25 protein-coding genes and 1 other annotated feature are annotated in these 24,367 nt (G+C 56.9%); of the genes, 15 read left to right on the top strand and 10 right to left on the bottom strand.

Features of this window, described 5'->3' with window-relative positions; genetic code table 11:
- Positions 1-12: 12 nt before the first annotated feature.
- The 3 genes from C814_RS16335 to C814_RS16325 are packed head-to-tail and all read right to left on the bottom strand — an operon-like array spanning position 13 to position 2,854.
- Positions 13-1,350 carry a sensor histidine kinase gene (locus C814_RS16335; RefSeq protein WP_016316494.1) on the bottom strand — a complete coding sequence of 446 codons (1,338 nt, stop codon included), beginning with the start codon at positions 1,348-1,350 and terminating at the stop codon, positions 13-15.
- Complete coding sequence (locus C814_RS16330; RefSeq protein WP_016316493.1) at positions 1,347-2,108, bottom strand: class I SAM-dependent methyltransferase; 762 nt, start codon at positions 2,106-2,108, stop codon at positions 1,347-1,349. The genes C814_RS16335 and C814_RS16330 overlap by 4 nt, the downstream gene beginning before the upstream one ends.
- A 14-nt stretch (positions 2,109-2,122) precedes the next feature.
- On the bottom strand, positions 2,123-2,854 hold the full coding sequence (locus C814_RS16325) for a LytR/AlgR family response regulator transcription factor (RefSeq protein WP_016316492.1): 732 nt from the start codon (positions 2,852-2,854) through the stop codon (positions 2,123-2,125).
- Positions 2,855-3,027: 173 nt separating this feature from the next.
- Between C814_RS16325 and C814_RS16320 the strand changes: the two genes are divergently transcribed.
- The 10 genes from C814_RS16320 to C814_RS16275 all read left to right on the top strand — a co-directional run bounded on the left by C814_RS16320 (position 3,028) and on the right by C814_RS16275 (position 12,838).
- The gene (locus tag C814_RS16320) at positions 3,028-4,290 is read left to right on the top strand and encodes a competence/damage-inducible protein A (RefSeq protein ID WP_016316491.1); all 1,263 of its coding nucleotides are present in this window, start codon (positions 3,028-3,030) and stop codon (positions 4,288-4,290) included.
- On the top strand, positions 4,283-4,786 hold the full coding sequence (locus C814_RS16315; RefSeq protein ID WP_016316490.1) for a DNA-deoxyinosine glycosylase: 504 nt from the start codon (positions 4,283-4,285) through the stop codon (positions 4,784-4,786). The genes C814_RS16320 and C814_RS16315 overlap by 8 nt, the downstream gene beginning before the upstream one ends.
- 3 nt (positions 4,787-4,789) lie before the next feature.
- Positions 4,790-5,248 carry an S-ribosylhomocysteine lyase gene (locus C814_RS16310; protein ID WP_016316489.1) on the top strand — a complete coding sequence of 153 codons (459 nt, stop codon included), beginning with the start codon at positions 4,790-4,792 and terminating at the stop codon, positions 5,246-5,248.
- Positions 5,249-5,390: 142 nt separating this feature from the next.
- Positions 5,391-7,343 (top strand): hypothetical protein, encoded by a 1,953-nt coding sequence (locus C814_RS16305; RefSeq protein WP_016316488.1) that lies wholly within the window; start codon positions 5,391-5,393, stop codon positions 7,341-7,343.
- Between the two features lie 20 nt (positions 7,344-7,363).
- Positions 7,364-8,314 (top strand): glycosyltransferase family 2 protein, encoded by a 951-nt coding sequence (locus C814_RS16300; protein ID WP_016316487.1) that lies wholly within the window; start codon positions 7,364-7,366, stop codon positions 8,312-8,314.
- Between the two features lie 486 nt (positions 8,315-8,800).
- Complete coding sequence (locus C814_RS16295) at positions 8,801-9,043, top strand: DUF896 domain-containing protein (RefSeq protein WP_016316486.1); 243 nt, start codon at positions 8,801-8,803, stop codon at positions 9,041-9,043.
- A complete protein-coding gene (locus C814_RS16290) occupies positions 9,027-9,743 on the top strand; it encodes an NAD-dependent protein deacylase (protein WP_016316485.1) in 717 nt (238 codons plus the stop codon). Before C814_RS16295 ends, C814_RS16290 begins: the two co-directional genes overlap by 17 nt.
- A 77-nt stretch (positions 9,744-9,820) precedes the next feature.
- Complete coding sequence (locus C814_RS16285; protein WP_016316484.1) at positions 9,821-10,507, top strand: hypothetical protein; 687 nt, start codon at positions 9,821-9,823, stop codon at positions 10,505-10,507.
- A gap of 129 nt (positions 10,508-10,636) precedes the next feature.
- Positions 10,637-12,361: a WG repeat-containing protein gene (locus C814_RS16280; RefSeq protein ID WP_016316483.1), complete on the top strand. Its 1,725-nt coding sequence runs from the start codon at positions 10,637-10,639 to the stop codon at positions 12,359-12,361.
- Between the two features lie 30 nt (positions 12,362-12,391).
- Entirely contained in the window at positions 12,392-12,838 is a 447-nt protein-coding gene (locus C814_RS16275) for a kinase (RefSeq protein WP_016316482.1), read from the top strand.
- Between the two features lie 386 nt (positions 12,839-13,224).
- Here C814_RS16275 and sdaAA read toward each other — a convergent pair whose 3' ends face one another.
- Positions 13,225-14,103, bottom strand: coding sequence for an L-serine ammonia-lyase, iron-sulfur-dependent, subunit alpha (sdaAA, locus tag C814_RS16270; protein ID WP_016316480.1), 879 nt, complete (start codon positions 14,101-14,103; stop codon positions 13,225-13,227).
- A 15-nt stretch (positions 14,104-14,118) separates the two neighbouring features.
- On the bottom strand, positions 14,119-14,775 hold the full coding sequence (gene sdaAB / locus C814_RS16265; protein ID WP_016316479.1) for an L-serine ammonia-lyase, iron-sulfur-dependent subunit beta: 657 nt from the start codon (positions 14,773-14,775) through the stop codon (positions 14,119-14,121).
- Positions 14,776-15,079: 304 nt separating this feature from the next.
- Positions 15,080-15,320: a binding site (T-box leader), on the top strand.
- Positions 15,321-15,381: 61 nt separating this feature from the next.
- On the opposite strand from sdaAB, the gene C814_RS16260 reads away from it, so the two are divergent.
- The 3 genes from C814_RS16260 to C814_RS16250 all read left to right on the top strand — a co-directional run bounded on the left by C814_RS16260 (position 15,382) and on the right by C814_RS16250 (position 17,754).
- Positions 15,382-16,131, top strand: coding sequence for a methionine ABC transporter ATP-binding protein (locus C814_RS16260; protein WP_016316478.1), 750 nt, complete (start codon positions 15,382-15,384; stop codon positions 16,129-16,131).
- Positions 16,124-16,792, top strand: a complete 669-nt coding sequence (locus C814_RS16255) for a methionine ABC transporter permease (RefSeq protein ID WP_016316477.1) — start codon at positions 16,124-16,126, stop codon at positions 16,790-16,792. The genes C814_RS16260 and C814_RS16255 overlap by 8 nt, the downstream gene beginning before the upstream one ends.
- Positions 16,793-16,860: 68 nt before the next feature.
- A complete protein-coding gene (locus C814_RS16250) occupies positions 16,861-17,754 on the top strand; it encodes a MetQ/NlpA family ABC transporter substrate-binding protein (RefSeq protein WP_016316476.1) in 894 nt (297 codons plus the stop codon).
- A 123-nt stretch (positions 17,755-17,877) separates the two neighbouring features.
- Here C814_RS16250 and spoVAE read toward each other — a convergent pair whose 3' ends face one another.
- The 3 genes from spoVAE to spoVAC are packed head-to-tail and all read right to left on the bottom strand — an operon-like array spanning position 17,878 to position 19,732.
- A complete protein-coding gene (spoVAE, locus tag C814_RS16245; protein ID WP_016316475.1) occupies positions 17,878-18,246 on the bottom strand; it encodes a stage V sporulation protein AE in 369 nt (122 codons plus the stop codon).
- 1 nt (position 18,247) lies between these two features.
- On the bottom strand, positions 18,248-19,276 hold the full coding sequence (gene spoVAD, locus C814_RS16240; protein ID WP_016316474.1) for a stage V sporulation protein AD: 1,029 nt from the start codon (positions 19,274-19,276) through the stop codon (positions 18,248-18,250).
- Positions 19,277-19,288: 12 nt separating this feature from the next.
- On the bottom strand, positions 19,289-19,732 hold the full coding sequence (spoVAC, locus tag C814_RS16235; protein ID WP_016316473.1) for a stage V sporulation protein AC: 444 nt from the start codon (positions 19,730-19,732) through the stop codon (positions 19,289-19,291).
- 208 nt (positions 19,733-19,940) lie between these two features.
- On the opposite strand from spoVAC, the gene C814_RS16230 reads away from it, so the two are divergent.
- Complete coding sequence (locus tag C814_RS16230) at positions 19,941-21,215, top strand: adenylosuccinate synthase (protein WP_016316472.1); 1,275 nt, start codon at positions 19,941-19,943, stop codon at positions 21,213-21,215.
- 165 nt (positions 21,216-21,380) lie between these two features.
- Here the strand turns inward: C814_RS16230 and C814_RS16225 are convergent, their stop codons facing one another.
- Together C814_RS16225 and C814_RS16220 are read right to left on the bottom strand one after the other, a co-directional pair.
- A complete protein-coding gene (locus tag C814_RS16225) occupies positions 21,381-22,151 on the bottom strand; it encodes an SDR family NAD(P)-dependent oxidoreductase (protein ID WP_016316471.1) in 771 nt (256 codons plus the stop codon).
- 49 nt (positions 22,152-22,200) lie between these two features.
- Positions 22,201-23,283: a mannonate dehydratase gene (locus C814_RS16220; protein WP_016316470.1), complete on the bottom strand. Its 1,083-nt coding sequence runs from the start codon at positions 23,281-23,283 to the stop codon at positions 22,201-22,203.
- Between the two features lie 146 nt (positions 23,284-23,429).
- Between C814_RS16220 and C814_RS16215 the strand changes: the two genes are divergently transcribed.
- On the top strand, positions 23,430-24,305 hold the full coding sequence (locus C814_RS16215) for a helix-turn-helix transcriptional regulator (RefSeq protein ID WP_016316469.1): 876 nt from the start codon (positions 23,430-23,432) through the stop codon (positions 24,303-24,305).
- Positions 24,306-24,367: the final 62 nt, after the last annotated feature.

Genomic DNA, 24,367 nt, shown 5'->3' with positions numbered 1-24,367 from the left:
CAGATCCCCACTTCAGGAAACACAAAAGTGGAGCCGCGCTGCAAAGATATGGGACTGCGGGTCAATCTCGATCTGTAGGAACCCGCCGCCGCGTTCGACAATCTGCCGCACCGATACCAGGCCAATCCCATGCTGGAACCGGTCGTCCTTGCGGCTGACCGGGTTCCCTTCCCCATCCAGCTCGATCTCCCCGGCAAACGGGTTGCGCAGCTCGACCGTGACCCATCCGCCGTTGCTGCTGCTCGTGAGCGACAGGAACCGTTCGCTGCTTTCCGGAACTTCAGAGCAGGCCTCAAACGCATTGTCCACCAGGTTGCCAAAAATCCGGCAGAGTTCCAGGTCGCTCAATCCGATCCGCCCGGGCAGGTTGACGGTGGCGGAGAACGCAATTCTGTTATCCGCGCACCGTCCGGCGCATTCCTGCAAGATCGCATCAACGACCACATGGTTGGCGTAACGGGTATAGTGCAGGGAGTTTTCCATCTCGTGGTTCATCTGCCCAAGCAGCTCGAGCGCGGTCTCCCGTTCCCCTGTCTCGACCATCCAGCGGACTGCGTCGGCCATCCGCTGATAGTCGTGTTTGAACGCCCGCAGCTCCTGAACATAACGGGTGAACTGCTGGTAATGGCTGACCTGCCGCTGGAGCTGTTTTTCAACCTGACGGGTTTTCAGTTCATATTCGATGTAGGTGCTGATGTCGATTGCATACCAGAGCACCGTATAAAAGCAGGCCACAGCCACCACACTGGTGAGCAGATGGAACGCGAGCGTCCAGATGTGCGGGAAGTCGTAGTAGTAGACATAGCTTTCCAGCACGAGATAGGCGAACAGAAGGCACAGACTGGTGCTGGCGAGGCCGGCCTGTTCCTGACAGGCCAGCAGCAGGCGCAGGTGCTCATCCGGGAACATCCGCCGCTGGAGCCAGAGCAAAGGGCAGCAGAGGAACAGGGAAACGGCAAGCGAAACGCTGTACCAACAGGGGCTGGCAACCACGCCGTACAGGTTGGTTCCGACTGTGAGCGCAAAGAATGGGATCATGACCCCGCGCACCCCCAGCAGGACAAATGGAAACAGCACCCCGACGAAAAGGGCGTGCAGCGGCCCGGCATGAAAGAGAAGGGCATTCTCCGCCAGATAGAGCGCGGTCATCAGCAGATAAACGGTAAAGATGTGCAGCGGTGACCAGGCGAGCACCGCAAATATCCCGGTATTCACACAGCAGAGCGGGAGCGTCCAGCGTTTTGCGCGGCGCCCGCAGGCGAACAGCCGCCGGGTATACCGGAATGCCTGAAGATGGAACGCAAAGATTCCCAAAACCGCGAATGCCCCTGCAAGGAAGGTCCGGTTCATGCCATCCCCCTATCCGGCATCCGTTCTGCCCGTATGATGAGAAAATTCGGCTTGTGCAATTCCCGGCAGAGCGACGGGTCTGCCGCAAGGGCGGCTTCGCCGGGCGAGGTCTCCCGCAGGATGTCGATCCGGAACCCCCCCTGTGCAAGGGCGGTCACAATCTCCCCCATCGTGCGGTGCCAGACCACCACCCCGTCGATAATCCAGTGGGACTCCCGCCGCCCGGGGCGGTTGTAATCGGAGAGCAGGAACGCTTCGGGGTTCCCGCCCGCATCCCGAACCCAGCTGGACCGATCGCTCCGCGGCGCGGTGACAACCGGGTGTTCCTGCGAGAAGAGCAGCGTCCCGCCCGGCCGGACAAGCCCCGCCAGCACCCGCACGAGGGCCGCAAAATCCGGAATGTAGTGGAACGCGAGCGAACTGTAGACAAGGTCAAACCGCTCCCCCAGCCCTCCGGCCCGGCTGATGTCCATCCGCCGGTAGACGATCTTCGGGTCCGCATTTTCGCGGCGCGCAACCTCGAGCATCCGCTCTGAAAGGTCGATCCCCACCACCCGGCAGGCGCCGCGGGCAACCGCATCCGCACAGCTGCGCCCATAGCCGCAGCCCAGGTCAAGCACCGTTTTCCCGCTGAGATCGGGCAGCAGGGCACGCATCACCGGCTGTTCCAGCAGGTCGTTGTAGTTGTTTTTCTGTGCGCGTATCTGGCGGTAGCCTTCAAAAAAGACCGGATTGTCGTAAATGGATTCGTATTCCATCGGATTCCCCGCTTTCAGACGGTCAGTCCGCCGTCCGAAAGGAACCGGGAAAGCACCTCCCTGACTTTTTTTGCATGGGTCCGCCCGAGCGGGACCTCTTCCCCACTGGTGAGCAGCAGCGTTTCCTGCCCCATCCGCCGGATCCGCGCCAGACTGACCAGAAAGGCCCGGTGGGTACGGACAAACCCTTTGTCCAGCAGGCGGGTTTCCAGCTCGTCCATACTCGAATAGAAGGCAAACGCCCCGCTGTCGTAATGGACGGTGACAATCCGTTTGCTGACCTCGAAATAGACGATCTCCCGCAGCGGGATCGCCCGGCATTCCGCGCCCCGCTCGCAGCGGAACAGTTCGCCCGTATTCCGCCGGGCCAGCCTGACCGCCTTGAGAAAGGTCTGTTCAAATTTTTCGCAGGTGAACCCGCCTTTCACCAGATATTGCAGCGGCGCTGCATCGAAGCTCTCAAAGACAGCCTCCCGCATCTGGGTCAGGAAGATGATCTGCGCCCGGCAGCCGGCCTCCCGCAGACGCCTGGCCGCGTCGATGCCGGACATCCGCTCCATCTGGACATCCAGATAAAGGATATCCGCATCCCCGGGGGAATCCTCCAACGCAAACAGCAGCGATTCCGCGCTCGGAAAACAGGCGGTGCGTATCTCAATCCGATGCTTTTGGGCAAGCCGTTCGACCCGACCGGCATACTGTGCGAGGATCTGCGGGTCGTCATCACAAAACAGGATCTGCAACAACCGGATCCCCCCCTTTTTTTCTGTCACCATCCTATCACAAAACAGGGCGGAAACACAATCACCTTTTGATAAAACTTGAAAAAATCCCACTTTCTTTTCGCAATTTTTTTCAATCTGTGGTATACTATAGCGTAGTATCCTGAAATCAAACAGCCTGATTGGGGGAATGGTTTATGAATGATTCTGCGGAGATTCTCTGTATCGGCACCGAGATTCTGCTCGGCAATATTGTCAACACCAATTCGCAGGTGATCTCGCGCGGCCTTGCCGACGCGGGGATCAACCTTTATCATCATACGGTGGTCGGGGACAACCCCGAGCGTTTGAAAGAGGCGCTCGAGCTGGCGTTCTCCCGCAACAGCATTGTGATTACGACCGGCGGGCTCGGCCCCACCTATGATGACCTGACCAAAGAGACGATTGCGGGATATTTTGGGAAAAAGCTCGAGATGCACGAACCGTCCCGGCAGGCGCTCCTCCGCTTTTTTGAGAAGTTCCGCCGCCCGATGACCGAAAACAACCTCAAACAGGCGATGATGCCCGAAGGGTGCATCGTTCTGGAAAACCGCAACGGCACCGCCCCCGGTGCGATCATCGAAGGGGAAGATGGGAAAATTGCGATTATGATGCCCGGACCGCCGCGCGAGATGGCCCCGATGTTCCAGAACCAGGTGATGCCCTATCTGGTCAAGCGGTCAGGGCATGTCCTGCGCTCCCACTGCCTCTATTTCTTCGGGATCGGCGAAAGCCAGCTTGAATCCGAGCTGCGCAAGGAGATGGAGGAGATGACCAACCCGACGATCGCCCCCTATGCCAAAGAAGGGGAGGTCATGCTCCGGGTGACTGCCTCGGGCGACAGCGAAGCGGAAGCGGAACAGCGGATGGAACCGGTGATCGCGCAGCTTCAGGAGCGGTTTTCCAAGTACGTATACGGGGTGGATGTGGACAACCTGCAAACGGCTGCCGTCCATCTGCTGACGGAAAAAGGGCTGAAAGCCGCGGTTGCGGAGAGCTGCACCGGCGGCTATGTGGCCAAACGGCTGACCGATGTAGCAGGCAGCTCGGCGGTGTTCGACTGCGGGGTGGTCAGCTACTCCAACGAAATCAAAACGGAGCTGCTCGGCGTTTCGCGCGAGACGCTCGAAACAGTTGGGGCGGTCTCCCCGGAAACCGCAAAACAGATGGCGGACGGGGTGCGCCGGGTATCCGGCGCGGATATCGGCATCTCAACGACCGGCATCGCAGGCCCGGACGGTGGGACCGAAGAGAAACCGGTTGGCTTGGTCTATGTCGGGGTGAGCAGCGAGTGGTATAACGATGTGCTGGAACTGCGGCTCTCCCGTGGATATGTGGATGGGGCGCGGGAGTTTATCCGCTACCTCGCCTCCTCGCACGCGCTTTCCGCCCTGCTCAAGGCCATAAAAGCGCATGGCTGACCTGTGCAGGGTGGTGCATGAAATTCCGCCGGTCTATGACGCCCGTTCCCGTGTGCTGATCCTCGGGACAATCCCCTCGCCCAAATCGCGGGAGTACGGTTTTTTCTACGGGCACCCGCAGAACCGGTTCTGGAAGGTGCTTGCCGCGCTTTTTCAAAGCCCGGTCCCTCAGACCAACGAACAGAAGCGGGGGTTCCTGCTCGACCGGCGGATTGCGCTTTGGGATGTGCTTGCGGCCTGCGAGATCGAAGGTGCGTCGGATGCATCAATCAAAAATGCCACGCCCAACGACCTCTCCCCCATCCTACAAACCGCCCGCATCCGGGCGATCTGCACCACCGGCACAAAGGCCGCTGCCCTTTATCGAAAGTATACACAGCCGGCGACTGGGATTCCCGCGGTGGCGCTGCCTTCGACCAGCCCCGCAAACTGCGCCTGTTCGCTTGAATCCCTCTGCGCCAGCTATCAAATGATTTTAAACTTTTTGGAGGACTGAATCATGAAAAAAATTGCAAGTTTCTGTGTCGACCACACCAAACTCAAAAAAGGAATCTACGTTTCCCGCGTAGACGGGGACGTCGTTACATACGATCTGCGGATGTGTACCCCAAACGCCGGCTCCTATCTCGAGAATGCAGCCCAGCATACGTTTGAGCATCTGTTCGCGACCTATGCCCGCAACAGCAAGTATACCGACAGCGTGGTCTATGTCGGGCCGATGGGCTGCCGCACCGGGTTCTATTTCCTCGTAAGGGACACCATGTCCCATGCCGAGGTGATCGGGCTGCTCAAGGATGTCTGTGCCTTCATCGCAGGCTACGAGGGTGAAATCCCCGGAAATTCGGAGGTCGAATGCGGCAACTATCTCGACCATGACCTGCCGGGTGCGCGGAAGATGGGTGCAGCATTTGGCGAAGTCATCCAAAATTGGACCCCCGAAATGACCGCTTATGAATGAGATCAGAGAATTTCTTTTATTTTAATAAAAGAACCGAAGGTATATACCTTCGGTTCTTTTATTTTAATAAAAGAACCGAAGGTATATACCTTCGGTCGGTGACACCGCATGTCATAAGCAAATAGGACTGGAGTTGCAAAAGTTGTTAAAAAATCTGAAAAAAGAAAAAGTGCTAATAGCTGTTGCAGGTTTCATACTAATAGCATTTTTAATACTGCTGTCATGGAACAATTTTTTTGTATGCAGAAGCCGCCTAGATTCCGATATGGCCTCCGAGTTAATACTGGAACAATCCCTCTCAGAACGAAATCAGATGTTTCATTCTGGATGGTATTATTCGACCGAACTGCGGATTTTGAACACACTTCTGGTCAGAGCGCCTTTGTTTAAAATTTTCAGCGACTGGACAACGGTTAGAACGGTCGGGAACGCGCTGTTGTTTTGCTTTATGCTCTGCTCGTATCTTGTGCTGTTGAAATATCTGAAAGTAGATCTAGAATTCAGTTTGCTGACCGCTGCAATGCTGCTGTGCCCTTTTAGCAGGATATGGCTGAACATTATGTATGAAGGGGCATACTATATCCCGCATGTTACAATTACATTCTTCTATCTCACCCTGTTCCTTATGGTGGAAAAAACGGGGCATGAGGCGAACCGGATTAAAAAAAGGGGGATCCTCGCGGGATACCTTCTTTTATCCGTCATATTGGGGATGTCGGGAATCCGATATATGCTAAATATCCAGCTTCCCATACTGATGACATCCGCTCTTCTGGTTCTTTTTAATCGAAATTATCAGGAAATCCGCGAAAAACCCACTGCTGAGAATTTAAAAAAAGCTTTGAAATGGAAGCCAACACTTTATTTTTTGTTAAGTCTGATCGGGGCGGCGGTAACCGTGCTGGGATATTTCATTTCTGAGCGCCTGTTGAGCAGAGTCTTCCGTTTCCATTCCTACTCAAATAACAAATTTAAAATTTTTTCTGAGGTACCCTTATTGACGCAGTTCAGCAAGCTTACGGAAGATTTGTTGGGACTGCTTGGATATAGTCAAGGCGTAAAGCTGTTTTCTCTCCAGGGAATCCGGAATATAGCTGTTTTACTGCTGCTTCTGCTATTTATTTTAATGTTTATAAAAATATTAAATACCAAAAACTTGTCCTACGAAAAAAAATTTACAGCTGTGTTTTTCATCAGTTCATTTCTAATCAGCAGTGCAACTTTCATCCTTTTGGATACCTATACAAGCCGGTACTATATCCCTGTTCTAGCCGCAGCTGTACCGGCGGCAGCGATCTATTGGCAGGAGGAAGAAAAGAAGCTGGACCGGATATTCATAGGAGGGGGCTGCATCGCAGCCGCATTGATCATCGGGTTACTGGTCTGGAAAGAGTACGCTTTTGACTGCCGGGACAACAAAAATAACCGGGAAGATGTACTTGCGTATCTTCTGGATAATGACCTGACTTTTGGATATGCAACCTTTTGGAACGGGAATGTATTGACAGAACTGAGTAACGGCGAAGTGGAGGTGGCTGGAGTCAGCACGATCAACAAGGATTCTATAAGCTATTTCCAATGGCTGACTTTTGCAAAATACCATGAACCGGGCTACCATGAAGGAAAAGTTTTTATCCTGCTTGCCAAGAGCGAGCTGGAGACATTCCAAAGCACCGAACTGTCCAAAGAAGGGGAACTGGCCTATCAGGACAGCGGTTATACCGTATATGTATTTCAGGACAATCAGCCGATCTACAGCCGGATCGCAGGCATTATGAACGGCATGGCCACACGCGGACAAGCTGAAAAACTGGAACCGCAGGCAGCAGTTATCCGCCAGGGCGGGGAAATTTACAGGGACGATATAAAACAGAATAAGGGGACCCACTACCTGATGTTTTTCTGCGATACCCAAAATGCAGATCAGGCGGGTGTAAAAATTCGGAAGGGCGACCAGGTTCTGGCGGAGTCTAAAATCCATAAAGGATTCAATAGAATATCGTTTAAACTGAAAGAACCCATGGAAAACATCAGTTACGAAATTTATAACAACGGCCCGGAAGAGATGATGGTTTTTGATTTGAACGATCAGTGAAAGCAGAGGGAAATTTGAAGATGATAAAGTTATTTTTGGTGATACCATGTTATAAAGAACAGGAGGTTCTGCCGGAAACATCAGCAAGATTAAAAAGAAAGATGCAGCAGATGATCGAGCAGAACCGAATCAGTCCGGCAAGCAGAGTCGTTTTTGTCAATGACGGGTCAACGGATAAAACATGGGAAATGATCCAGGAACTCCATAAAGAAGACCGCCTTTTCAGCGGGATTGATTTGAGCCGTAACCGCGGCCATCAAAATGCTTTACTGGCAGGTCTGATGACTGTCAAGGACATAGCAGACGTGACCATATCCATGGACGCTGATTTACAGGATGATATTGATGCAATAGATCAGATGCTGGATCAATATTTCAATGGCTGCGACATTGTTTATGGCGTCCGAAGCAAGCGGCAGACAGATACTTTTTTTAAACGTTTTACCGCGGAAAGCTTCTATCATCTTATGAGATGGTTAGGGGCAGATATTGTTTTTAACCATGCTGACTATCGTCTGATGAGCCAGCGGGCATTACAGGGGCTATCCCAATTCAAAGAAGTCAATCTGTTCTTACGAGGGCTGGTACCATTGGTTGGTTACCGGTCTGGGATTGTGACATATGAGCGGCATGAGCGGTTTGCAGGGGAGAGCAAATACCCCCTCAAAAAAATGCTGGCATTTGCAGTGGAAGGAATCACTGCGCTGAGCACACGTCCCATCCGCTTCATTTCCCAGTTGGGGGTTGGCATTTTTCTCTTCAGTATTTTCATGCTGCTGTATTTTCTGCTACGGTATTTTACAGGAAATACCGTAACCGGCTGGGCCAGTATTGCAGTATCTGTATGGGCGATCGGCGGCCTGCAACTGCTGGCGATCGGCGTGATCGGAGAGTATATCGGGAAAATCTATCTGGAAAGCAAATCCAGGCCCCGCTATATCATCGAACAATTTTTGCATGAGGAAGGATAAGCATCAGCAAATGGCAGGATCAAGAGGATTCTCTCCTTAGAACCCGTATTCACAGTCATTCGACACCGCCTGAGAGCGGGCCTTTTTCTGGGCCGCTGCATTTTTTCGCCTTGCAGGGCAGCAAAATCCTCCGCTTATCCGACATCCTTTGATTATGAATACAGGTTCTTATTGCAGTACGCACACAAGGGAATCCTCTGCCCTGTGAAATATTTTATATGTGAGACTCCCTCCCAGACAATGGAAAGAACCGGATCGACAAGCGATCCGGTTCTTTCTGTATGTGTGGAAGAGAGAAGTAAGCAGATTTGTTGTAAACGGGCATTTTCTGCCTTTTTAGAAGAGAAACGATGCTCTGTTTTTCTTCTGCGGTTATTGTATCACGTCCACCCCACAAAATCAAGAGAAAATTTGCGATTTTTTTCACAAAGTTTACTTCCGATTTCAGATTTGATATAATCATAATCACGAAAGGAAGTGCAGAAGATGGAAAAAAGCAAGCTGGAACGGATCAGCGAGCTGACCCGCATCTCGCGGGAACGGGCACTGACCGAAGCGGAACAGGAGGAGCGCACAATGCTGCGCCGCCAGTACGCAGATGAAATGTGCGGTAGCCTGAAGGCGACACTGGACCACACCTGGGTAGTGGACGGGCAGGGCAACCGCAAGAAACTGGAGCAGAAAAAATGTGAACAGCGGAGGGGGAATTCGGATGGGGCAGCAGAATGAACTGCAGGCGCTGGTATCCGAAAGCAGGCGGATTGTTTTTTTCGGCGGCGCGGGGGTATCGACCGAAAGCGGCATCCCGGATTTCCGGAGTGTGGACGGGCTTTACAGCCAGCAGTGGAAGTACCCGCCTGAAACCATCCTGAGCCATACTTTCTTTGTACGGCATACCGAAGCATTTTTTGAATTTTACCGGGCGAAGATGCTCTGTCTCGACGCGGAGCCAAACGCCGCGCACCATACCCTCGCCGCGCTTGAGCGGGCCGGAAAGCTCACCGCAGTGGTGACACAGAACATCGACGGCCTGCATCAGGCGGCGGGCAGCAAAACCGTCCACGAGTTACACGGATCGGTGCACCGGAACTACTGCATGGACTGCGGCAGGGCATACGACGCGGCGTACATGCTCTCATCCGAAGGGATTCCCCGCTGTACCTGCGGCGGGATCATCAAGCCGGATGTGGTCCTTTATGAAGAGAGCCTGAATGGGCGGACGCTCGAGCAGTCGGTTGAAGCGATCTCCAGCTGTGACCTGCTCATCATCGGCGGAACCTCTCTGGCGGTCTATCCGGCGGCCGGGTTGGTCAACTACTGCCGGGGAAAGATCGCGGTTGTCAACCGCTCATCCACCCCGCTCGATGCAAAGGCAGACCTGCTGGTTCAGGGGAGCATCGGCGAAACCTTCTCCGCTCTGGCCATCTGAATGAATGTGTCCCTTTTTTCCGGTCAACCAGGTTATTGGAGATAAGAGAATGATTTGGCAGGAAGGAGAACCACAGGATGACACGCTTTCAGATGCTGCTCAAAGAAGAAACCGGCGCAGGCTTCCTCGCGCGGATGGCGGTAATGCTGCCGGTCTTTCTGATCGTCTACCATCTTTCAGCGGGTCCTGTCCGCGGGCGGTACACGCTGCCTGCCACGACGCCCGAACAGCTCGTTTCGGAGGAGAGCCGCGCCGGAATAAAACGCAGGTTGGGAGACGGAACCATGCTGGTCGGATTCAGCCTTTACGGGGGCAACCCGGATGCGTTGAGCCTGATCCTGCTCCAACGGGATCGGGTCTGGATCGCCAGCCTCCCGGACGCGGGTAAACCAGCGAAGATGACCCGTCTCACCACACGGGTTGATCCGCAGGAGTTTCTGTTCAGCCACCCGCTTGACGAGGGGCTTGGGCTGATACGACATATTTGGGATGCACAGGAACCGCTTTTTTCCAGGTTAGAGGCACAGGGCCTTTCCCGGGACCGGCTTTTTATACAGGCTCCGACAAACGTATCTTTTTTTCCTGCCCCGCAGCCGGCGGTTCAGCCGTTTTTGATAACACTCGGCCCGAGCGGGTCTGTTGCGATCGAGCCCCTTGCGGACAGTCCGTCCGCCGAGTGGTGCGCTGTCTGTGAGCTGGCGCTTGAGGATGCCCCGCTTTCGGAAACACCTGACCGGCTTGTCGGCTATCTACAGATGCCCTGAGCACTGTTCGAGGCTTCCCGACCTCAACCCGCAGCGTATACAAGCGCCGGATTGTTTTCCCCTGCTTTTCAACTGGAATTTTTTGTCCTGTAAACAACAAGCCCTGCTTTCGAGAGGAGTTGACCTTGTATGAAAACTGCGTGGATTCTGGCGACGCTGCTCCTGCTTTCTGGATGTACCCCCACCCTGCTGAAACCCGTCCCTGACCCATCAACCCCGGTTTCCACAAGTTCCGTTCCAGAGGAACCTGAAGCCCCCGACAGCTCATCGGATGCTTCCGGGGCCCCGGAGGAACAGCCTGAGGAACCATCGTCCCTGCCGGATGCGCAGCCTCCCGCTTCTGCAGGTTCCTCCGTAAAAGGGGAACCCGCAGTGGAATTGCCGGTCCCGGACGGGATGCCGCCCGCCGCTTCCGATGCGCTCAAGCTGCCCGCACAGTATGTGTGGTCGGAGGCGGGCTATGGGCTGGAGCTGCTCACCCCGGTACAGTATGAACCGGGCCATTGGGACCCGGATTCCCGCGGTGGGCCGCGCGGATTCTGGACCGGGGACTTTTTCCTCCTGCAACAGGGCGGAAAGTCGGCGGTTGCCAACGCCAACGGCGCGCTACTGACCGGCTTTGATCTGGACTACAACGACCCGCGCTGGCTCTCAAAGGATGGGATGGCTGAAATTTTCCGGAATGGGAAAGCGGGGATCATTGACGTCCGGGACGGCAGCATGGTGATCCCCTGTGCATATCAGGCGGTCCGGCCCCGCGGACACGGCCTGTTTGAAGCGACGGTCGATCCCGACCTGACGCTGCTGCTTGATCGGGAGGGAAACACCGTTTTTGAGATGGAGCGTTCGGATTCCTGCTATCTGATTCCGGGCGACAACATCCTCGCGCTCCAGCAGGAGGGGATGCTCCGCCTCTACCGGATGGATGATTACACACCGGTCAACAACTGTTCCTGTGAAAAACTCACCCTGCTGCGCGAAAGCCGCGAGGGCGAAAGAGCGCTGCTCGGCATCTATACCACCGGCGCCTGGGGCATCTGCGACAGCGAGGGAAACGAGATTGTCGAGCCGCTTTATGATGACATCGGCTATTTCCAGGGGGACTACGCCGACTTCACCCTCAACGGAAAGATGGGGGTGATCCGCTATGACGGTGAAGTTGTGGTCAAACCCGAGTGGGAGGACCTGATCGTCTATGAGGACTGCGCGAGCGTCTGTAAGCAGGGGCGTTGGGGGATGATTACCGATCTGGACAACAGCGAACTGGGCATCGAGCTGGCATATGATTTTGTGGGCGCATACGGCAAGGGGGATTACGCGGTATTCGAGCGCAACAACAAGTTCGGCCTGCTCGACCGCGCGGGAAACGAGATCATCCCACCGCATTACGACAATATGATCTATCAAAGCGACCGGCTCGCAACCGGCTATTATCTGGTACAGGGGAACCGGCCGTTCTCCTATGGGATCGTCCACGATGGAAAGGTCGTGCTGACCGACAACCACGACCTTGTCCTTTCGCCGCTGAACGGCGCCGCCGCAGAGGAGGAGCCATATCTGCTCGCCTGCAACCCGCGCGAACAGTGGGGCTACCTCGACAAGACCGGCAAATTCGTGATCGACACCCGGTTTGACCGGGCGGACGAATTCATCGCGGGCCGGGATGTGGCGTTCGTCAGCCTGGAAGGGGAAATCTGCCTGATCGACCGGGACGGACATCTGGTGCTCGAGACGGTGTTCACCGATCTGATCTGCTACCACCCGGAAACGATGGTCGGGATGTTCGCTTATCCCAATCCGGCGGACCCGGAGGAACAGAAGGTTTGCCTTGCGCGGGTGATCTTCCCGGAATGAACCCGCCAGACAGAAAGGGAGATGATCGGGATGTCCAAGCTGATTCTGCTCCGGGGGAATTCGGGAAGCGGAAAAACGACGGTCGCCAGAGCGTTGCAGCGGAAATTTGGCCGCAACACCCTGCTGCTCTCACAGGATACGGTCCGTCGGGAGATGCTCTGGGCCGAGGACGGTCCGGATACCCAGGCACTGCCGCTGCTGCGGGAACTGCTTGTTTATGGAAAACAGCATTGCGAGACTGTGCTGCTGGAAGGAATCCTGCGGGCCGACTGGTACCGTCCGCTGTTCACCGCTGCGGTGCAGGCATTCGGAAGCCGGATTTTTGCCTATTACTACGATCTGCCGTTTGAGGAAACGGTCAGGCGGCATCAGACAAGGCCCCAGAAGGAGGCGTTTGGGGCGCAGGAGATGCGGCTTTGGTGGAACGAACAGGACTGGATCGGTTTTTCCCGGAAACCCGTCTGGACCAGACGCTGACCCCTGACCAGGCCGTGGAGCGGATTTTCCAGGAGGTTACATCGGCGGACAACGACGGTACCTAACGATTTCGCTGCCGCCGCACCGCTGCAAACATCCCGGAATGGATTCTGAAAGAAATACAAAACGCCCCCTCCCTTTTACGCAGAGTGGATTTCCAGCGTAACGGGGAGGGGGCGTTTCTGCTTAGAACCTGTATTCATAATCAGAGGATGCCGGATGGGCGAGGGATTTTGCTGCCCTGCAAGGCGAAAAAACGCAGACAATACTTTGTGTATTGCAAGATTTTTCAACGCGGCAGGCCGGCAAAAGACCCGCTCAGACGGTGTCGAATGGTTGTGAATACGGGTTCTTAGTTCGCGGCAGCCGTGAATGGCACTGCGCAGTCAGGTCCCGAATACCTGCTTGAACAGGCGGCGTCCGGTCGGGGTCATCGCCAGCCCCCCTTCGGCGGTTTCGCGCAGGGCGGCAGGCATCGTATCGCCCACCCGTTTCATCGTGAGGATCACCTCGTCCGCCGGGATGGCGCTCGTGATCCCGGCGAGTGCAAGCTCGGCCGCACAGAGCGCGTTCGCCACGCCCGACGCGTTCCGCTTGATACAGGGGATTTCGACCAGACCGGCTACCGGGTCGCAGACCAGCCCGAGGATATTTTTGATTGCGATTGCGACCGCATTCGCCACCATATCGGGGGCGCCGCCTGCCAGCTCCACCAGAGCGGCAGCGGCCATCGCAGACGCGGAACCGCACTCGGCCTGGCATCCCCCCTGCGCCCCCGCGAGGCAGGCGTTGTTGGCGATCACCATACCGACCGCCGAAGCGGTGAACAGCGACATCACGCATGTCCGTTCGTCCAGCCCGCGCGCGTCCCGGATGGTCAGCACCGCAGCCGGCAGGATGCCGCAGGAGCCCGCGGTGGGGGATGCGACGATCCGTCCCATTGAGGCGTTCAGCTCGCTGACTGCGAGCGCGCGGGTCAGTGCCCCGCCGAACACCTCTCCACAAATGGTGCGGCCCTCCCGCACCGCCTGCTGCATCCGGTAAGCGGCGCCGCCGGTCAGCCCGCTGGTCGAGCGCAGATCCGGGTCGATCCCGGATGCGACCGACTCCTCCATCACCCGAAAGGTCCGGCGCATCTCCTCATAGAGATCACCCTCCGTACGTTCGGTCTGTTCGGCCTGCTGTGCCAATACCAGCTCGGAAATTGGTTTTCCCGCCTGTTCGGCCTGCTCCACCAGGCCCGCTATCGTGTTATAATTCAGCATCGTTGTCCCCCCTCGTCAGATCGGTTTGAGCATGGTCGAACCGAGCACATTTTCCAGTGCGGCGACCTGCCGGTTCAGTTCTTTGCCCGCGTCCCCGTCAATTTCGATCGTCATAACCGCGGTCCCGCCCTTCTGCTCCCGCGCCAGACGGAAATTCGCGATATTGATGCCGTTGCTGCCGAGCAGCTCGGTCACATGTGCGATCGTACCCGGCGCATCCCGATGCAGGACAATCAGCGTTGTGAACTGCCCGCTGATCTCCACCGCCATCCCGTTGATCCGGTTGATCAGGATATTCCCGCCGCCCACCGATGCCCCCTGCACGCTTACCTGGCTGTCCTCGCCGTAAAGGGTGATCTGTGCGGTGTTGGGGTGCGCGTCCTCCAGATGACCTGTTGTGATCTCGAACGAAAGGCCGGCCTGCTCCGCCAGCTCGAAGCTGCTGCGCAGACGTGCATCGTCCGGCTTCATCCCCATAATCCCCGCAATCAGTGCCTTGTCGGTACCATGGCCCTTATAGGTTTTGGCGAACGAGCCATGCAGCAGGATTTCCGCCCGTTTGGCAGGCTGCCCGAGCAGCATGTATGCAATCCGCCCGATCCGCGCCGCCCCTGCCGTATGCGACGAGGACGGCCCGATCATCACCGGGCCGATGATGTCAAATACATTCATTGGCTAATCTCCTCTTTCCACAAGTTGTTCCGCCGCGTGCACGCGCGGTGGAGGGAGCTGCCCCCCGGCCCCGCCTCCTTTGGCTGCCGCGGCTCCCGGACCAGAGCAAAGGCGGACGAATCTTTGGAAGCTGGGGCGTTTGGGAGCATCCTCTCAAAGTTATAGCATATTGCGGAGGGGTTTACAACAATCCGCACAGAATTTTACTGGGCATCCCGGCGGTTTCCCGTTATTTTGTCGGAATCGGCAGGGGCGGGAAAAATTGCACTTGACGGATTTTCAAACTGTGTTATAATGTAACAACAGAAAGGCAATGAAGAGAAGAGTAGGCTGCGGAACTTTCCACAGAGAGCCTTTGCGTGGTGGAAAAAGGCGAAGGGGAACCGGCTGAAGATGGTCTCGGAGCCGCGCGGGCGAAATCTTTTAGTTCGCGACGGGTTCACCCGTTACAGTGACAGGCATTTGAGCGCCAGATGCCGGTTGAGGCCCTTTTTACAGGGTGAAGCAAGGTGGTACCACGAAGCTGTTATGCTCTCGTCCTTGATGCGGTGTGCATCCGGACGGGGGTTTTTTGCATCCTACCCAAATGCAACAGGAGGTTATGACGTGATCGAAATCAGCCATCTGACCAAAAAATTCAATGACAAGTCGGGCGAAGTGACCGCGCTGCACGATGTCAACCTTTCCATCGGACGCGGGGATGTATTCGGCATCATCGGGATGAGCGGCGCCGGGAAATCGACGCTGCTGCGGTGCCTCTCAACCCTCGAAGCCCCGACTTCCGGGACGGTGACTCTCGATGGCGTCAACCTGCATACCCTCTCGGGCAGCGACCTGATCCGGATGCGCCGGCGTATGGGGGTGGTGTTCCAGGGATACAACCTTCTGATGCAGCGCACTGTGCGGCAGAACGTCGCCTTCCCGCTCTCCCTGGCAGGCGGGGACCCCGCCGAGACCGCCCGCAGGACCAGCGAACTGCTCGAGCTGGTCGGGCTTTCGGCCAAGGCGGACAGCTACCCCTCCCAGCTCTCGGGCGGGCAGAAGCAGAGGGTCGCGATCGCACGCGCGCTCTCGACCAGCCCGGAGGTTCTGCTCTGTGACGAGCCGACCTCGGCTCTCGACTCGCTCACCACAAAAAGCGTGCTGGAACTGCTCCGGGACATCAACCGGAAGCTGAATGTCACCATCGTGATTATTACCCACGAAATCGCGGTGGTCAAGGCGATCTGCAACAAGGTCGCGGTGATCGACGCCTCCGAGTTTGTCGAGTGGGGCGACACCCAGGAGATTTTCGCGGCCCCCAAAAGCCGCATGACCCGTCAGCTGCTTGGATACGAGGTGATGAACGATGATTGAGACGATTCAGAAATTTGCACCGCTCCTCTGGGAAAATACCCTGGTCACCCTCGGGATGGTCGGCGCTTCCACCCTGTTCGCCTACCTGCTCGGCCTGCCGATGGGGGTGCTGCTCCGGGTGACCGACCGGGGCGGGATCATGGAGAACCACGCGTTCAATTCCGTGTTTGGCTGGGTGGTCAATATCCTGCGTTCGCTGCCGTTCATCATCCTGATGATCTCGATCTCCCCGTTTACCCGGCTGCTGGTCGGCAAGGCGATCGGCCCGGTGGCGGCCTGTGTGCCTCTCGTGATCGGCGCTGCGCCGTTTGTGGCGCGGCTGGTCGAAACCTCGCTCGCCGAGATCGACACCGGGATGATCGAAGCCGCCAAATGTATGGGCGCGACCAACTGGCAGATCATCTCCAAGGTGATGGTGCGTGAGTCGGTCCCCTCCCTCATCCGTGGGCTTTCGATCTCGACCATCACCATCCTCGGCTATTCCGCCATGGCGGGCGCGATCGGCGGCGGCGGCCTGGGGGATGTGGCGATCCGCTACGGCCAGCACCGGTTTGAACCCAAGGTCATGCTGCTCACGATCATCCTGCTGGTCATCATCGTCTGCGTCATCCAGATTGTGTTCGACCGCCTTTCGACCCGTCTGGACAAGCGCAACCGCTGACCGCTGGTCTCCGCCGGTTCCGGCGGCTTTCCATAAATGAAATCTTACTTAGAAAAGAGGTATTCCAAATGAAACATATCGCAAAACTGTTTGCCCCGGCACTCGCCCTGACCCTTTCGCTCTCGCTCGCGGCCTGCGGCGGTACTTCCCCCGCATCCTCCGCAGCACCTGCCTCCTCGGAAGCTCCGGCATCCTCTTCGGAGGCGGCATCGTCCGAAGCGCCCGCTGCACCCGAGGCGGTCACCCTGAAGGTCGGCGCATCCCCTGCCCCGCACGCCGAGATCCTCGAAAACATCAAACCCCTGCTCGAAAAGGACGGCATCACCCTCGAAATCGTCGAGTTTACCGATTATGTGATCCCAAACCAGGCGCTTGATGCGGGTGATATTGACGCCAACTATTTCCAGCATCTTCCCTACCTCGAAGATTTTAACGCCAAAAACGGCACCAACCTTTCTTCTGCCGGTGCGATCCACTTTGAACCGCTCGGGCTTTATCCGGGAAAGACCGCTTCACTGGACGACCTCGAGGAAGGTGCAACGGTTGCGGTCCCGAACGACACCACCAATGAGGCACGCGCCCTGCTCCTGCTCCAGAAGCTCGAACTGATTACGCTGAAGGAAAGCGTCGGACTCGAAGCCACCCCGCTCGACATCGTTGACAACCCGAAGGACCTCAAGTTCAACGAGATGGAAGCCGCACTGCTGCCGAGTGTCCTGCCGGATGTCGATCTCGCGGTCATCAACGGCAACTATGCGGTTGGCGCCGGCATCGAGGACACCGTCCTCACCACCGAGGACAAGGAGTCGGAAGCGGCGAAGGAGTTCGCAAACGTTGTCGCAGTCCGCACCGGTGACGAGGGCAAGGCCCCGATTCAGAAGCTGCTCGCCGCGCTCCAGAGCGAGGAAAACGCCAAGTTCATCGACGAAAAATATAACGGTACCGTTATCCCGGTATTCTAAGAATGGAAACAAAACCGGGCGTTCTACAACTGGTAAAATAGCCCTTCTGAGGGCAAGACAAATTGTAAATTACAAAGCGATTTGGGAGCTTCCCAAATCGCTTTGTTCTTGATACGGCAGAAATCAGCCCTTTTCTTTGGGTTTGAAGATCAGTGCGGCCAGCAGGGAGAAGAAGAGTGCCGCAGCGATGCCTGCTGCCGCTGCGGTGAACCCGCCGGTCAGCACGCCGATCAGGCCGTCGGTCTGGATCGCCTCCCGCACCCCCTTGGCCAGTGTGTTGCCGAAGCCAAGCAGCGGTACGCTCGCGCCCGCGCCCGCAAACTCAACCAGACGCGGGTAAAGCCCGATCCCGCCCAGCACCACGCCGAGCACCACGTAACAGGTGAGGATGCGCGCGGGGGTCAGCTTGGTATAGTCGATGAAGATTTGCCCGATCGCGCAGAGAGCCCCGCCGACCAGAAATGCCTTGAGCATCATCCAGAATGTTTCCATATCAGAACACACCTCCTGATTTTTGAGTGGACAGGCAGACCAGATGGGCGATCGACGCAATACTCTCCCCCTGCTGTACCACAGTTGGGCTCATCAGGGCGCCGGTCGCGATAAACAGGATATTGTGCAGCTTCCCCTCCCGCATCTGTGGGAGCAGATGCCCGCAAAGCACCGAGGCGGAACAGCCGCAGCCGCTCCCGCCCGCGTGGACATCCTGCTTTTCGAGGTCGTAGAGCAGCAGCCCGCAGTCGGACTGCCGGTCCCCCAGGTCGATCCCATCCCGGCGGAGCAGGTCAGCGAGCAGAGAACTGCCCACCTTCCCGAGGTCACCGGTAATAATCAGGTCGAATTCCTCCGGCTTTTTGCCGGTGTCCTCAAAGAAATGCTTGATGGTCATGGCCGCAGCAGGTGCCATGGCGGCCCCCATGTTGTTGGCGTCGGTGACGCCGAGGTCCTCGATCGTCCCTACCGTGATCGCCCGCACAAACGGTGGGACATCGCCATTTTGAAGCACTGCCGCCCCGGATGCGGTCGCGGTCCATTGGGCAGTGGGGGTGCGCTGGCCACCATATTCGAGCGGGAAACGGAACTGCCGTTCCGCAGTGCAGAAGTGGGACGAAGTACAGGCGACCACCTTTTGCGCCACGCCCCCTTCGATAAAGGTGGAGGCCACACAAAGGCTCTCCGCCATGGTGGAGCAGGCGCCGAACAGCCCGACATAGGGGATTCCCAGCTCACGCAGGCCGTATGTCGAGCCGATGCACTGGTTGAGCAGGTCCCCCGCAAAGATGAAGTCGATGTCGGTGTTTTGCAGCCCGGCCTTTTCGAGCGCCTTGGAAACAGCGAGCGACTGCATCTGGCTTTCCGCCTTCTCCCAGCTTGCCTGCCCGAAATAACTGTCCTTGTTGATGATGTCGAACATCCCGCCCAGCGGCCCCTCCGACTCCTTTTTGCAGCCTACTGTGGCAGCGGCCCGGATACTGGGCGGGTTGTCCAGCACCACCGTATACCTTCCTCTTCTCTGTGCCATCTGCGATCCCCCTTAGTAAAGCCCGAACAGGTAGACGATCAGCCCGTAGATGATGCTTGCGCTCACCCCATAGACGATGACCGGCCCTGCGATAATGAACATTTTCGCACCAAGCCCAAGGATAAATCCTTCGCTTTTGAACTCGAGCGCTGGCGCGGCGACCGAGTTTGCAAAACCGGTGATCGGCACAAGCGTGCCCGCGCCCGCCACTTTGGCGATGTTGTCATAGGAGTTCAATCCAGTGAGCAGCACCGAGAGAAAGACCAGCGTAATGCTTGCCGCGCCGGCGGCAAGTTCGGAATCCATCCCCGCATTCTGATAGGCAAAGATCAGCACCTGCCCGACCGCGCAGATCAGCCCGCCGATCAGGAACGCCATCGTGATGTTCTTCGCCGCTGGAGAGGGGGGCGAAGCCTTTTTTGTCATCTCGTTATATTCCTCTTGTGTGAGGTTCATCTTGATCCCACCTTTTTCTCAACATTCGTGAATCTTCACAGTTTCAGCTCTAGTTTTTGCGTCAAAATAAAAAATATACCACGGTTGCGCGTGGGCAAAAATTTTGATATACTGGTTGATGGTGTTTTGGGACCCGGTTCCCAGAATCCAAACCAGCATTTTTTACGGATTATATTTTTTTGACCAAAATCGACAGGAGGTTTTTTACATGCCTGCTAAAGTAGTTGTCGGGGTTCAGTGGGGCGATGAGGGAAAAGGCAAGATCATTGATATCCTTGCCTCCCGCGCCGAGGTGGTTGTGCGTTCTCAAGGTGGGAACAATGCCGGCCACACGGTTGAAAGCAATGGTCAGGTCTATAAGCTCCAGCTCATCCCCTCGGGCATCCTCTATCCCAATACCCTCTGCCTGCTCGGAAGCGGGGTCGTCATCAATCCCGAAGGGATTCTCGGCGAGATCGACGGGTTGGAGTCCCGCGGGATTTCCTGCGATATGCTCCGGATCGACCCGCGCGCCCATGTCATTATGCCGTGGCACCTGGTGCTGGACGGCCTGAGCGAAAAGATGCGCGGCAAATCCGAGATCGGCACCACCAAAAAGGGGATCGGCCCCTGCTACATGGACAAGGCGGAGCGCTCGGGCCTTCGGATGTACGACTTGGTGCACCCGGAACTGTTCCGGGAGAAGGTGCTCACCTACGGCACGATCAAAAACCGCCTGCTGACCGATTTTTACCACGAGCCCGCGCTCGACCTCGAGGAGATCATCGAGCGGTACACCGCTTGCGGCAAGCGGCTGGAACGGTATCTCGCGGATGTTTCGGTGCTCGCCTATGACGCATTGAAAGCCGGGAAGGAGGTCCTGTTTGAGGGGGCGCAGGGCACCCTGCTCGACATCGACTATGGAACCTATCCGTTTGTAACCAGTTCCCATCCGGTTTCGGGGGGCGTCTGCATTGGCAGCGGCATCGGCCCGACGCTGATCGACGAGGTGATCGGCGCGGCAAAATCCTATACCACCCGTGTGGGCGCAGGCCCGTTCCCAACCGAGCTGTTCGACGAGACGGGCGACACGATCCGCAACCTCGGGCATGAATTCGGAACAGTGACCGGGCGTCCGCGCCGGTGCGGCTGGTTTGATTCGGTTATTATGCGGCATTCGGTGCGTGTCAACGGCCTGACTGCTCTCGCGATCAACAAGATTGATACGTTGAGCAACCTCGGGAAGCTGAAAATCTGCGTGGCCTATCAGAAGCCGGACGGCTCGGTGATCCGCGATTTCCCGCCGACGATCGAGGAGCTGGCCGAGTGCCAGCCGGTTTATGAGGAGGTCGAAGGGTTTGAGGGGGATCTGAGCGGCTGCCGGTCGTATGAGGAACTGCCCGAATCCTGCAAACGGTACATCGAGAAGCTGGAAGAGGTCTGCGGCTGTCCGATCAAGATGGTCGGCGTCGGCCCCTCCCGCGACCAGAACCTCGAACGGTAAAATATTTCTGAAAAAGCGAATCCATGCGTCCGGGCAGGACGCATGGATTTTTTGATTTATGGTGCGAAAAATCCGCACTGCCCGCAGGATGCGCAGCAGTACGGAATGCACCGGACGCCCCCATCCGGATCAATAACAGGGATGACCCCAGTACGACCGCCGCGCTCAGAACCCAATCGCGCAGCCACCGTCCACAGTCAGGGACGTGCCGTTGACAAAGCTGGCCGCATTGGAACAAAGGTAGACCGCGGCCCAGCCAATATCCTCCGGCCTGCCGTAACTTCCCATCGGGGTGTGCCCCAGAATCTTCTGCTGGCGGGGAAGGTCGGAATCCACCGCCTGATGGAACATGGGGGTATCAATAAATCCGGGGATAATCGCGTTGACCCGGATGCCGTCAGCGGAAACATCTCCGGCCATGCAGCGGGTCAAGCCCATCAGTGCGGATTTCGCAGACCCGTAAACACAGACCCGGGTCATCCCGAGCAGCGCGGACATCGACGAAATGAAGAGGATGCTGCCGCGCTTCTTGGCGCGCATGTAGGGAATCACCGCCTGCGACAAAGCAAACGAGCCATACAGGTGGACATCCATCACATCCCGGAAATCCTGTATCGTGATCTCCTCCACCGGCTTTTTGCAGTGGCGTCCCGCATTGTTGACCAGAATATCACAGCCGCCCTGCTCATCCACTACCCGCGCGATGAACGTGGGCGCCGCGTCGGTATCGGTGACATCATGGACATAATAACAAACACGGTCGCCCAGCTCCTGGCACGCCTTTGCCAGAACCTCCTCCCGGCGGCCGGTGATGACCACCTTTGCACCGGCCGCAGCCAGGCATTTGGCGGTGGCGTAGCCAAGCCCGCTTCCACCGCCTGTCACAAGGGCAACCTGCCCGGAAAGATCAAATGCCTGCTCAAAAAAAGCATCCATCGTTTTCAACTCCTTTGTCTGTTGCTGTTTAAAAGATTTTTTCAGGGGTTCACAGCATTCCCCGCTCGATCATCTGGAAAGCGGCGCGCATATACCCCAATGCGAACGCCATACCCGCATGCCAGGATGCCGCACAGGTCATCATCGGGGTATGGTCGGGGATCAAAACACCGCTGAATCCGCTGTCCTTGAGCTGCCTAAGCACCCGAAACATGTCGATATCCCCTTCATCCACAAAGACCTCGTCGTAACAGGGCACCTTGCCTCTCACATTCCGGAAATGCACATAGCTGACCTTGCCCTGCCGCAGATACTGATCCAGATAGTCATAGATGGGCTTTTCAGCCTGCATCTCCTGCAAGCTGCCCAGGCACAGCTCCAGTTTGTTCGACCTGCTGGGCACCAGGTCGATCAGCTTCTGATAAAGCTCGGGCCGGTAGACCATACGCGGGGTGCCGCGCAGCTCCGGCATGGGCGGGTCGTCCGGATGCAGCGCCAGTTCCACGCCCGCCTCTTCCGCCACCGGGAGCATCTGTTCCAGAAAGCATTGCAGACGCCCCCATAGTTCCTCCGAAGTCACAGCAGGCATAAAACCGCCATCACCGGGAGCATAGGTCATATTCCACACCTGCCCGTTTGGAATGGGGGCGTTCAGGTCGAGCAGGGAGGCGTCAAAACAGGTGCTTTCTGCGCCGCCCCGCGCAGCATGTTTTTTCTGGTGCCCCCACACGCCCGCCAGGCTGAAATTATAACCAAATGCCGGGATGCCCGCTTTTCCCACACGGGTGATAACCTGTTTGAGCCTTTCTATCTGCTCCTGCCGCTTCGGGCCATCCAGCAGGACGTCATACCAATCCGCAGGATTGAAATTTTCGATCCCGTAGAGTTCCAGACCATATTCCCCGGCCTGCTGTTTGATCCTGAGCAGGCTGTCCAGCTCCCATATGGGATCCCCTGCCTGGGAATATCCATAATTGATCTTGTCATCCGTAGCAGTCACAACGTTGGTATCGCTGGTGTAGTAGTTTGCCAGATGGATGATCAGGTGGGTGCAGCCACACTGCCTGGCAAACTGGTAATACTCGGGTTTCAACATATGGCGGTATAAACCAATACCGAGCTTCATTCCCATAGACAAACCTCCTTTGTTTTGCCCCATTGGGGGACGCTGTTTTGTTTGTTCCCACTATATCCGAAAGTCTGGACAAATACTTCTTGCTTTTTTCAAAAAAGTGCTGTATATTGATCTCTGATCAAAAAAAGAGGGGAGGGCTGGCCATGCTGCACAGGATCAATGCCGAGGGGACGATTGACCCGGACAGTGAGATGCACTACCGCTTTCACCATAAAATCGACCCCGCTATCTATCCACAGGTGCACGATTTCTATGAGCTGACGCTGGTCACCAGCGGATGCATGTGCATCACCGTGAACGGGCAGCCGCAGGAGCTTTCCGCAGGTACGCTGATGCTGATCCGGCCCGGTGACGTCCACGCCAGACAGGCGATGGGCGAATGCCACCACATCAATGTGGCCTTTCCTGCCCGGGTGGTCACAGGCATGTTTCAGTATCTGGAGGAACCCGGGATGCTGGCGCGGATTCTGGAGGGGGACCGTCCGCCCACACTGCTCCTGACCGCCGGGAACCGCCTGCTTCTCCAGACACGGCTGGAAACGCTGAACCTGCTGCCCGTCAGCCAGCCGCGCGCAGTCTGCACAGCGCTGCGCAGACTGATGCTGGATGTGATGCTGGAATACATCCTCCCGACCCTTTCCGGGCCGCAGGCAATGGCCTGCCCCGACTGGTTCCGACTCCTGCTGGAACAGCTCGATTCCCCCGAATGCTTTTCCTGGAACCTGTCCGATCTGGAGCGGTTCAGCGGGCGCACCCGGGAGCATCTCTGCCGCAGCTTTCAAAAATACCTGGGCGTCTCCCCCATCGCCTGCCTGAGCGCAAAACGGCTCAACTACGCGGCAAACCTGCTGCTGCATTCGGACCAGAAGGTCATTGATGTGGCCTATGCCGCTGGGTTCCAGAGTTTGGGCCGGTTTTATCATCTGTTCAAGCGGGAGTTCGGCGTCTCCCCCATGCAGTACAGACGCGGCGAAAAGCCCGTTCAGCCGGCATCCAACAGCCGTAAATACAGGCCCTGAGCGAAGCCGGTTTCCCCTTTCCGTTCCAGCGCGGGGAACTTTCCCTTGCACCATCCCCGGTG

Source organism: Anaerotruncus sp. G3(2012) (genome assembly GCF_000403395.2).
Taxonomy (GTDB): Bacteria; Bacillota; Clostridia; order Oscillospirales; family Ruminococcaceae; genus Anaerotruncus.
The sequence above is the reverse complement of the archived record's forward strand: the minus strand, read 5'-3'. Positions and strand labels throughout refer to the sequence as shown.

What these genes read in the sequence shown, in the direction of transcription:
- C814_RS16335 (WP_016316494.1), bottom strand. Translation starts at nt 1,350, where the DNA reads ATGAACCGGACCTTCCTTGCAGGGGCATTCGCGGTTTTGGGAATCTTT.
- C814_RS16330 (WP_016316493.1), bottom strand. Translation starts at nt 2,108, where the DNA reads ATGGAATACGAATCCATTTACGACAATCCGGTCTTTTTTGAAGGCTAC.
- C814_RS16320 (WP_016316491.1), top strand. Translation starts at nt 3,028, where the DNA reads ATGAATGATTCTGCGGAGATTCTCTGTATCGGCACCGAGATTCTGCTC.
- C814_RS16315 (WP_016316490.1), top strand. Translation starts at nt 4,283, where the DNA reads ATGGCTGACCTGTGCAGGGTGGTGCATGAAATTCCGCCGGTCTATGAC.
- C814_RS16310 (WP_016316489.1), top strand. Translation starts at nt 4,790, where the DNA reads ATGAAAAAAATTGCAAGTTTCTGTGTCGACCACACCAAACTCAAAAAA.
- C814_RS16300 (WP_016316487.1), top strand. Translation starts at nt 7,364, where the DNA reads ATGATAAAGTTATTTTTGGTGATACCATGTTATAAAGAACAGGAGGTT.
- C814_RS16295 (WP_016316486.1), top strand. Translation starts at nt 8,801, where the DNA reads ATGGAAAAAAGCAAGCTGGAACGGATCAGCGAGCTGACCCGCATCTCG.
- C814_RS16290 (WP_016316485.1), top strand. Translation starts at nt 9,027, where the DNA reads ATGGGGCAGCAGAATGAACTGCAGGCGCTGGTATCCGAAAGCAGGCGG.
- C814_RS16285 (WP_016316484.1), top strand. Translation starts at nt 9,821, where the DNA reads ATGACACGCTTTCAGATGCTGCTCAAAGAAGAAACCGGCGCAGGCTTC.
- C814_RS16280 (WP_016316483.1), top strand. Translation starts at nt 10,637, where the DNA reads ATGAAAACTGCGTGGATTCTGGCGACGCTGCTCCTGCTTTCTGGATGT.
- C814_RS16275 (WP_016316482.1), top strand. Translation starts at nt 12,392, where the DNA reads ATGTCCAAGCTGATTCTGCTCCGGGGGAATTCGGGAAGCGGAAAAACG.
- sdaAA (WP_016316480.1), bottom strand. Translation starts at nt 14,103, where the DNA reads ATGCTGAATTATAACACGATAGCGGGCCTGGTGGAGCAGGCCGAACAG.
- sdaAB (WP_016316479.1), bottom strand. Translation starts at nt 14,775, where the DNA reads ATGAATGTATTTGACATCATCGGCCCGGTGATGATCGGGCCGTCCTCG.
- C814_RS16255 (WP_016316477.1), top strand. Translation starts at nt 16,124, where the DNA reads ATGATTGAGACGATTCAGAAATTTGCACCGCTCCTCTGGGAAAATACC.
- C814_RS16250 (WP_016316476.1), top strand. Translation starts at nt 16,861, where the DNA reads ATGAAACATATCGCAAAACTGTTTGCCCCGGCACTCGCCCTGACCCTT.
- spoVAE (WP_016316475.1), bottom strand. Translation starts at nt 18,246, where the DNA reads ATGGAAACATTCTGGATGATGCTCAAGGCATTTCTGGTCGGCGGGGCT.
- spoVAD (WP_016316474.1), bottom strand. Translation starts at nt 19,276, where the DNA reads ATGGCACAGAGAAGAGGAAGGTATACGGTGGTGCTGGACAACCCGCCC.
- spoVAC (WP_016316473.1), bottom strand. Translation starts at nt 19,732, where the DNA reads ATGAACCTCACACAAGAGGAATATAACGAGATGACAAAAAAGGCTTCG.
- C814_RS16230 (WP_016316472.1), top strand. Translation starts at nt 19,941, where the DNA reads ATGCCTGCTAAAGTAGTTGTCGGGGTTCAGTGGGGCGATGAGGGAAAA.
- C814_RS16225 (WP_016316471.1), bottom strand. Translation starts at nt 22,151, where the DNA reads ATGGATGCTTTTTTTGAGCAGGCATTTGATCTTTCCGGGCAGGTTGCC.
- C814_RS16220 (WP_016316470.1), bottom strand. Translation starts at nt 23,283, where the DNA reads ATGGGAATGAAGCTCGGTATTGGTTTATACCGCCATATGTTGAAACCC.
- C814_RS16215 (WP_016316469.1), top strand. Translation starts at nt 23,430, where the DNA reads ATGCTGCACAGGATCAATGCCGAGGGGACGATTGACCCGGACAGTGAG.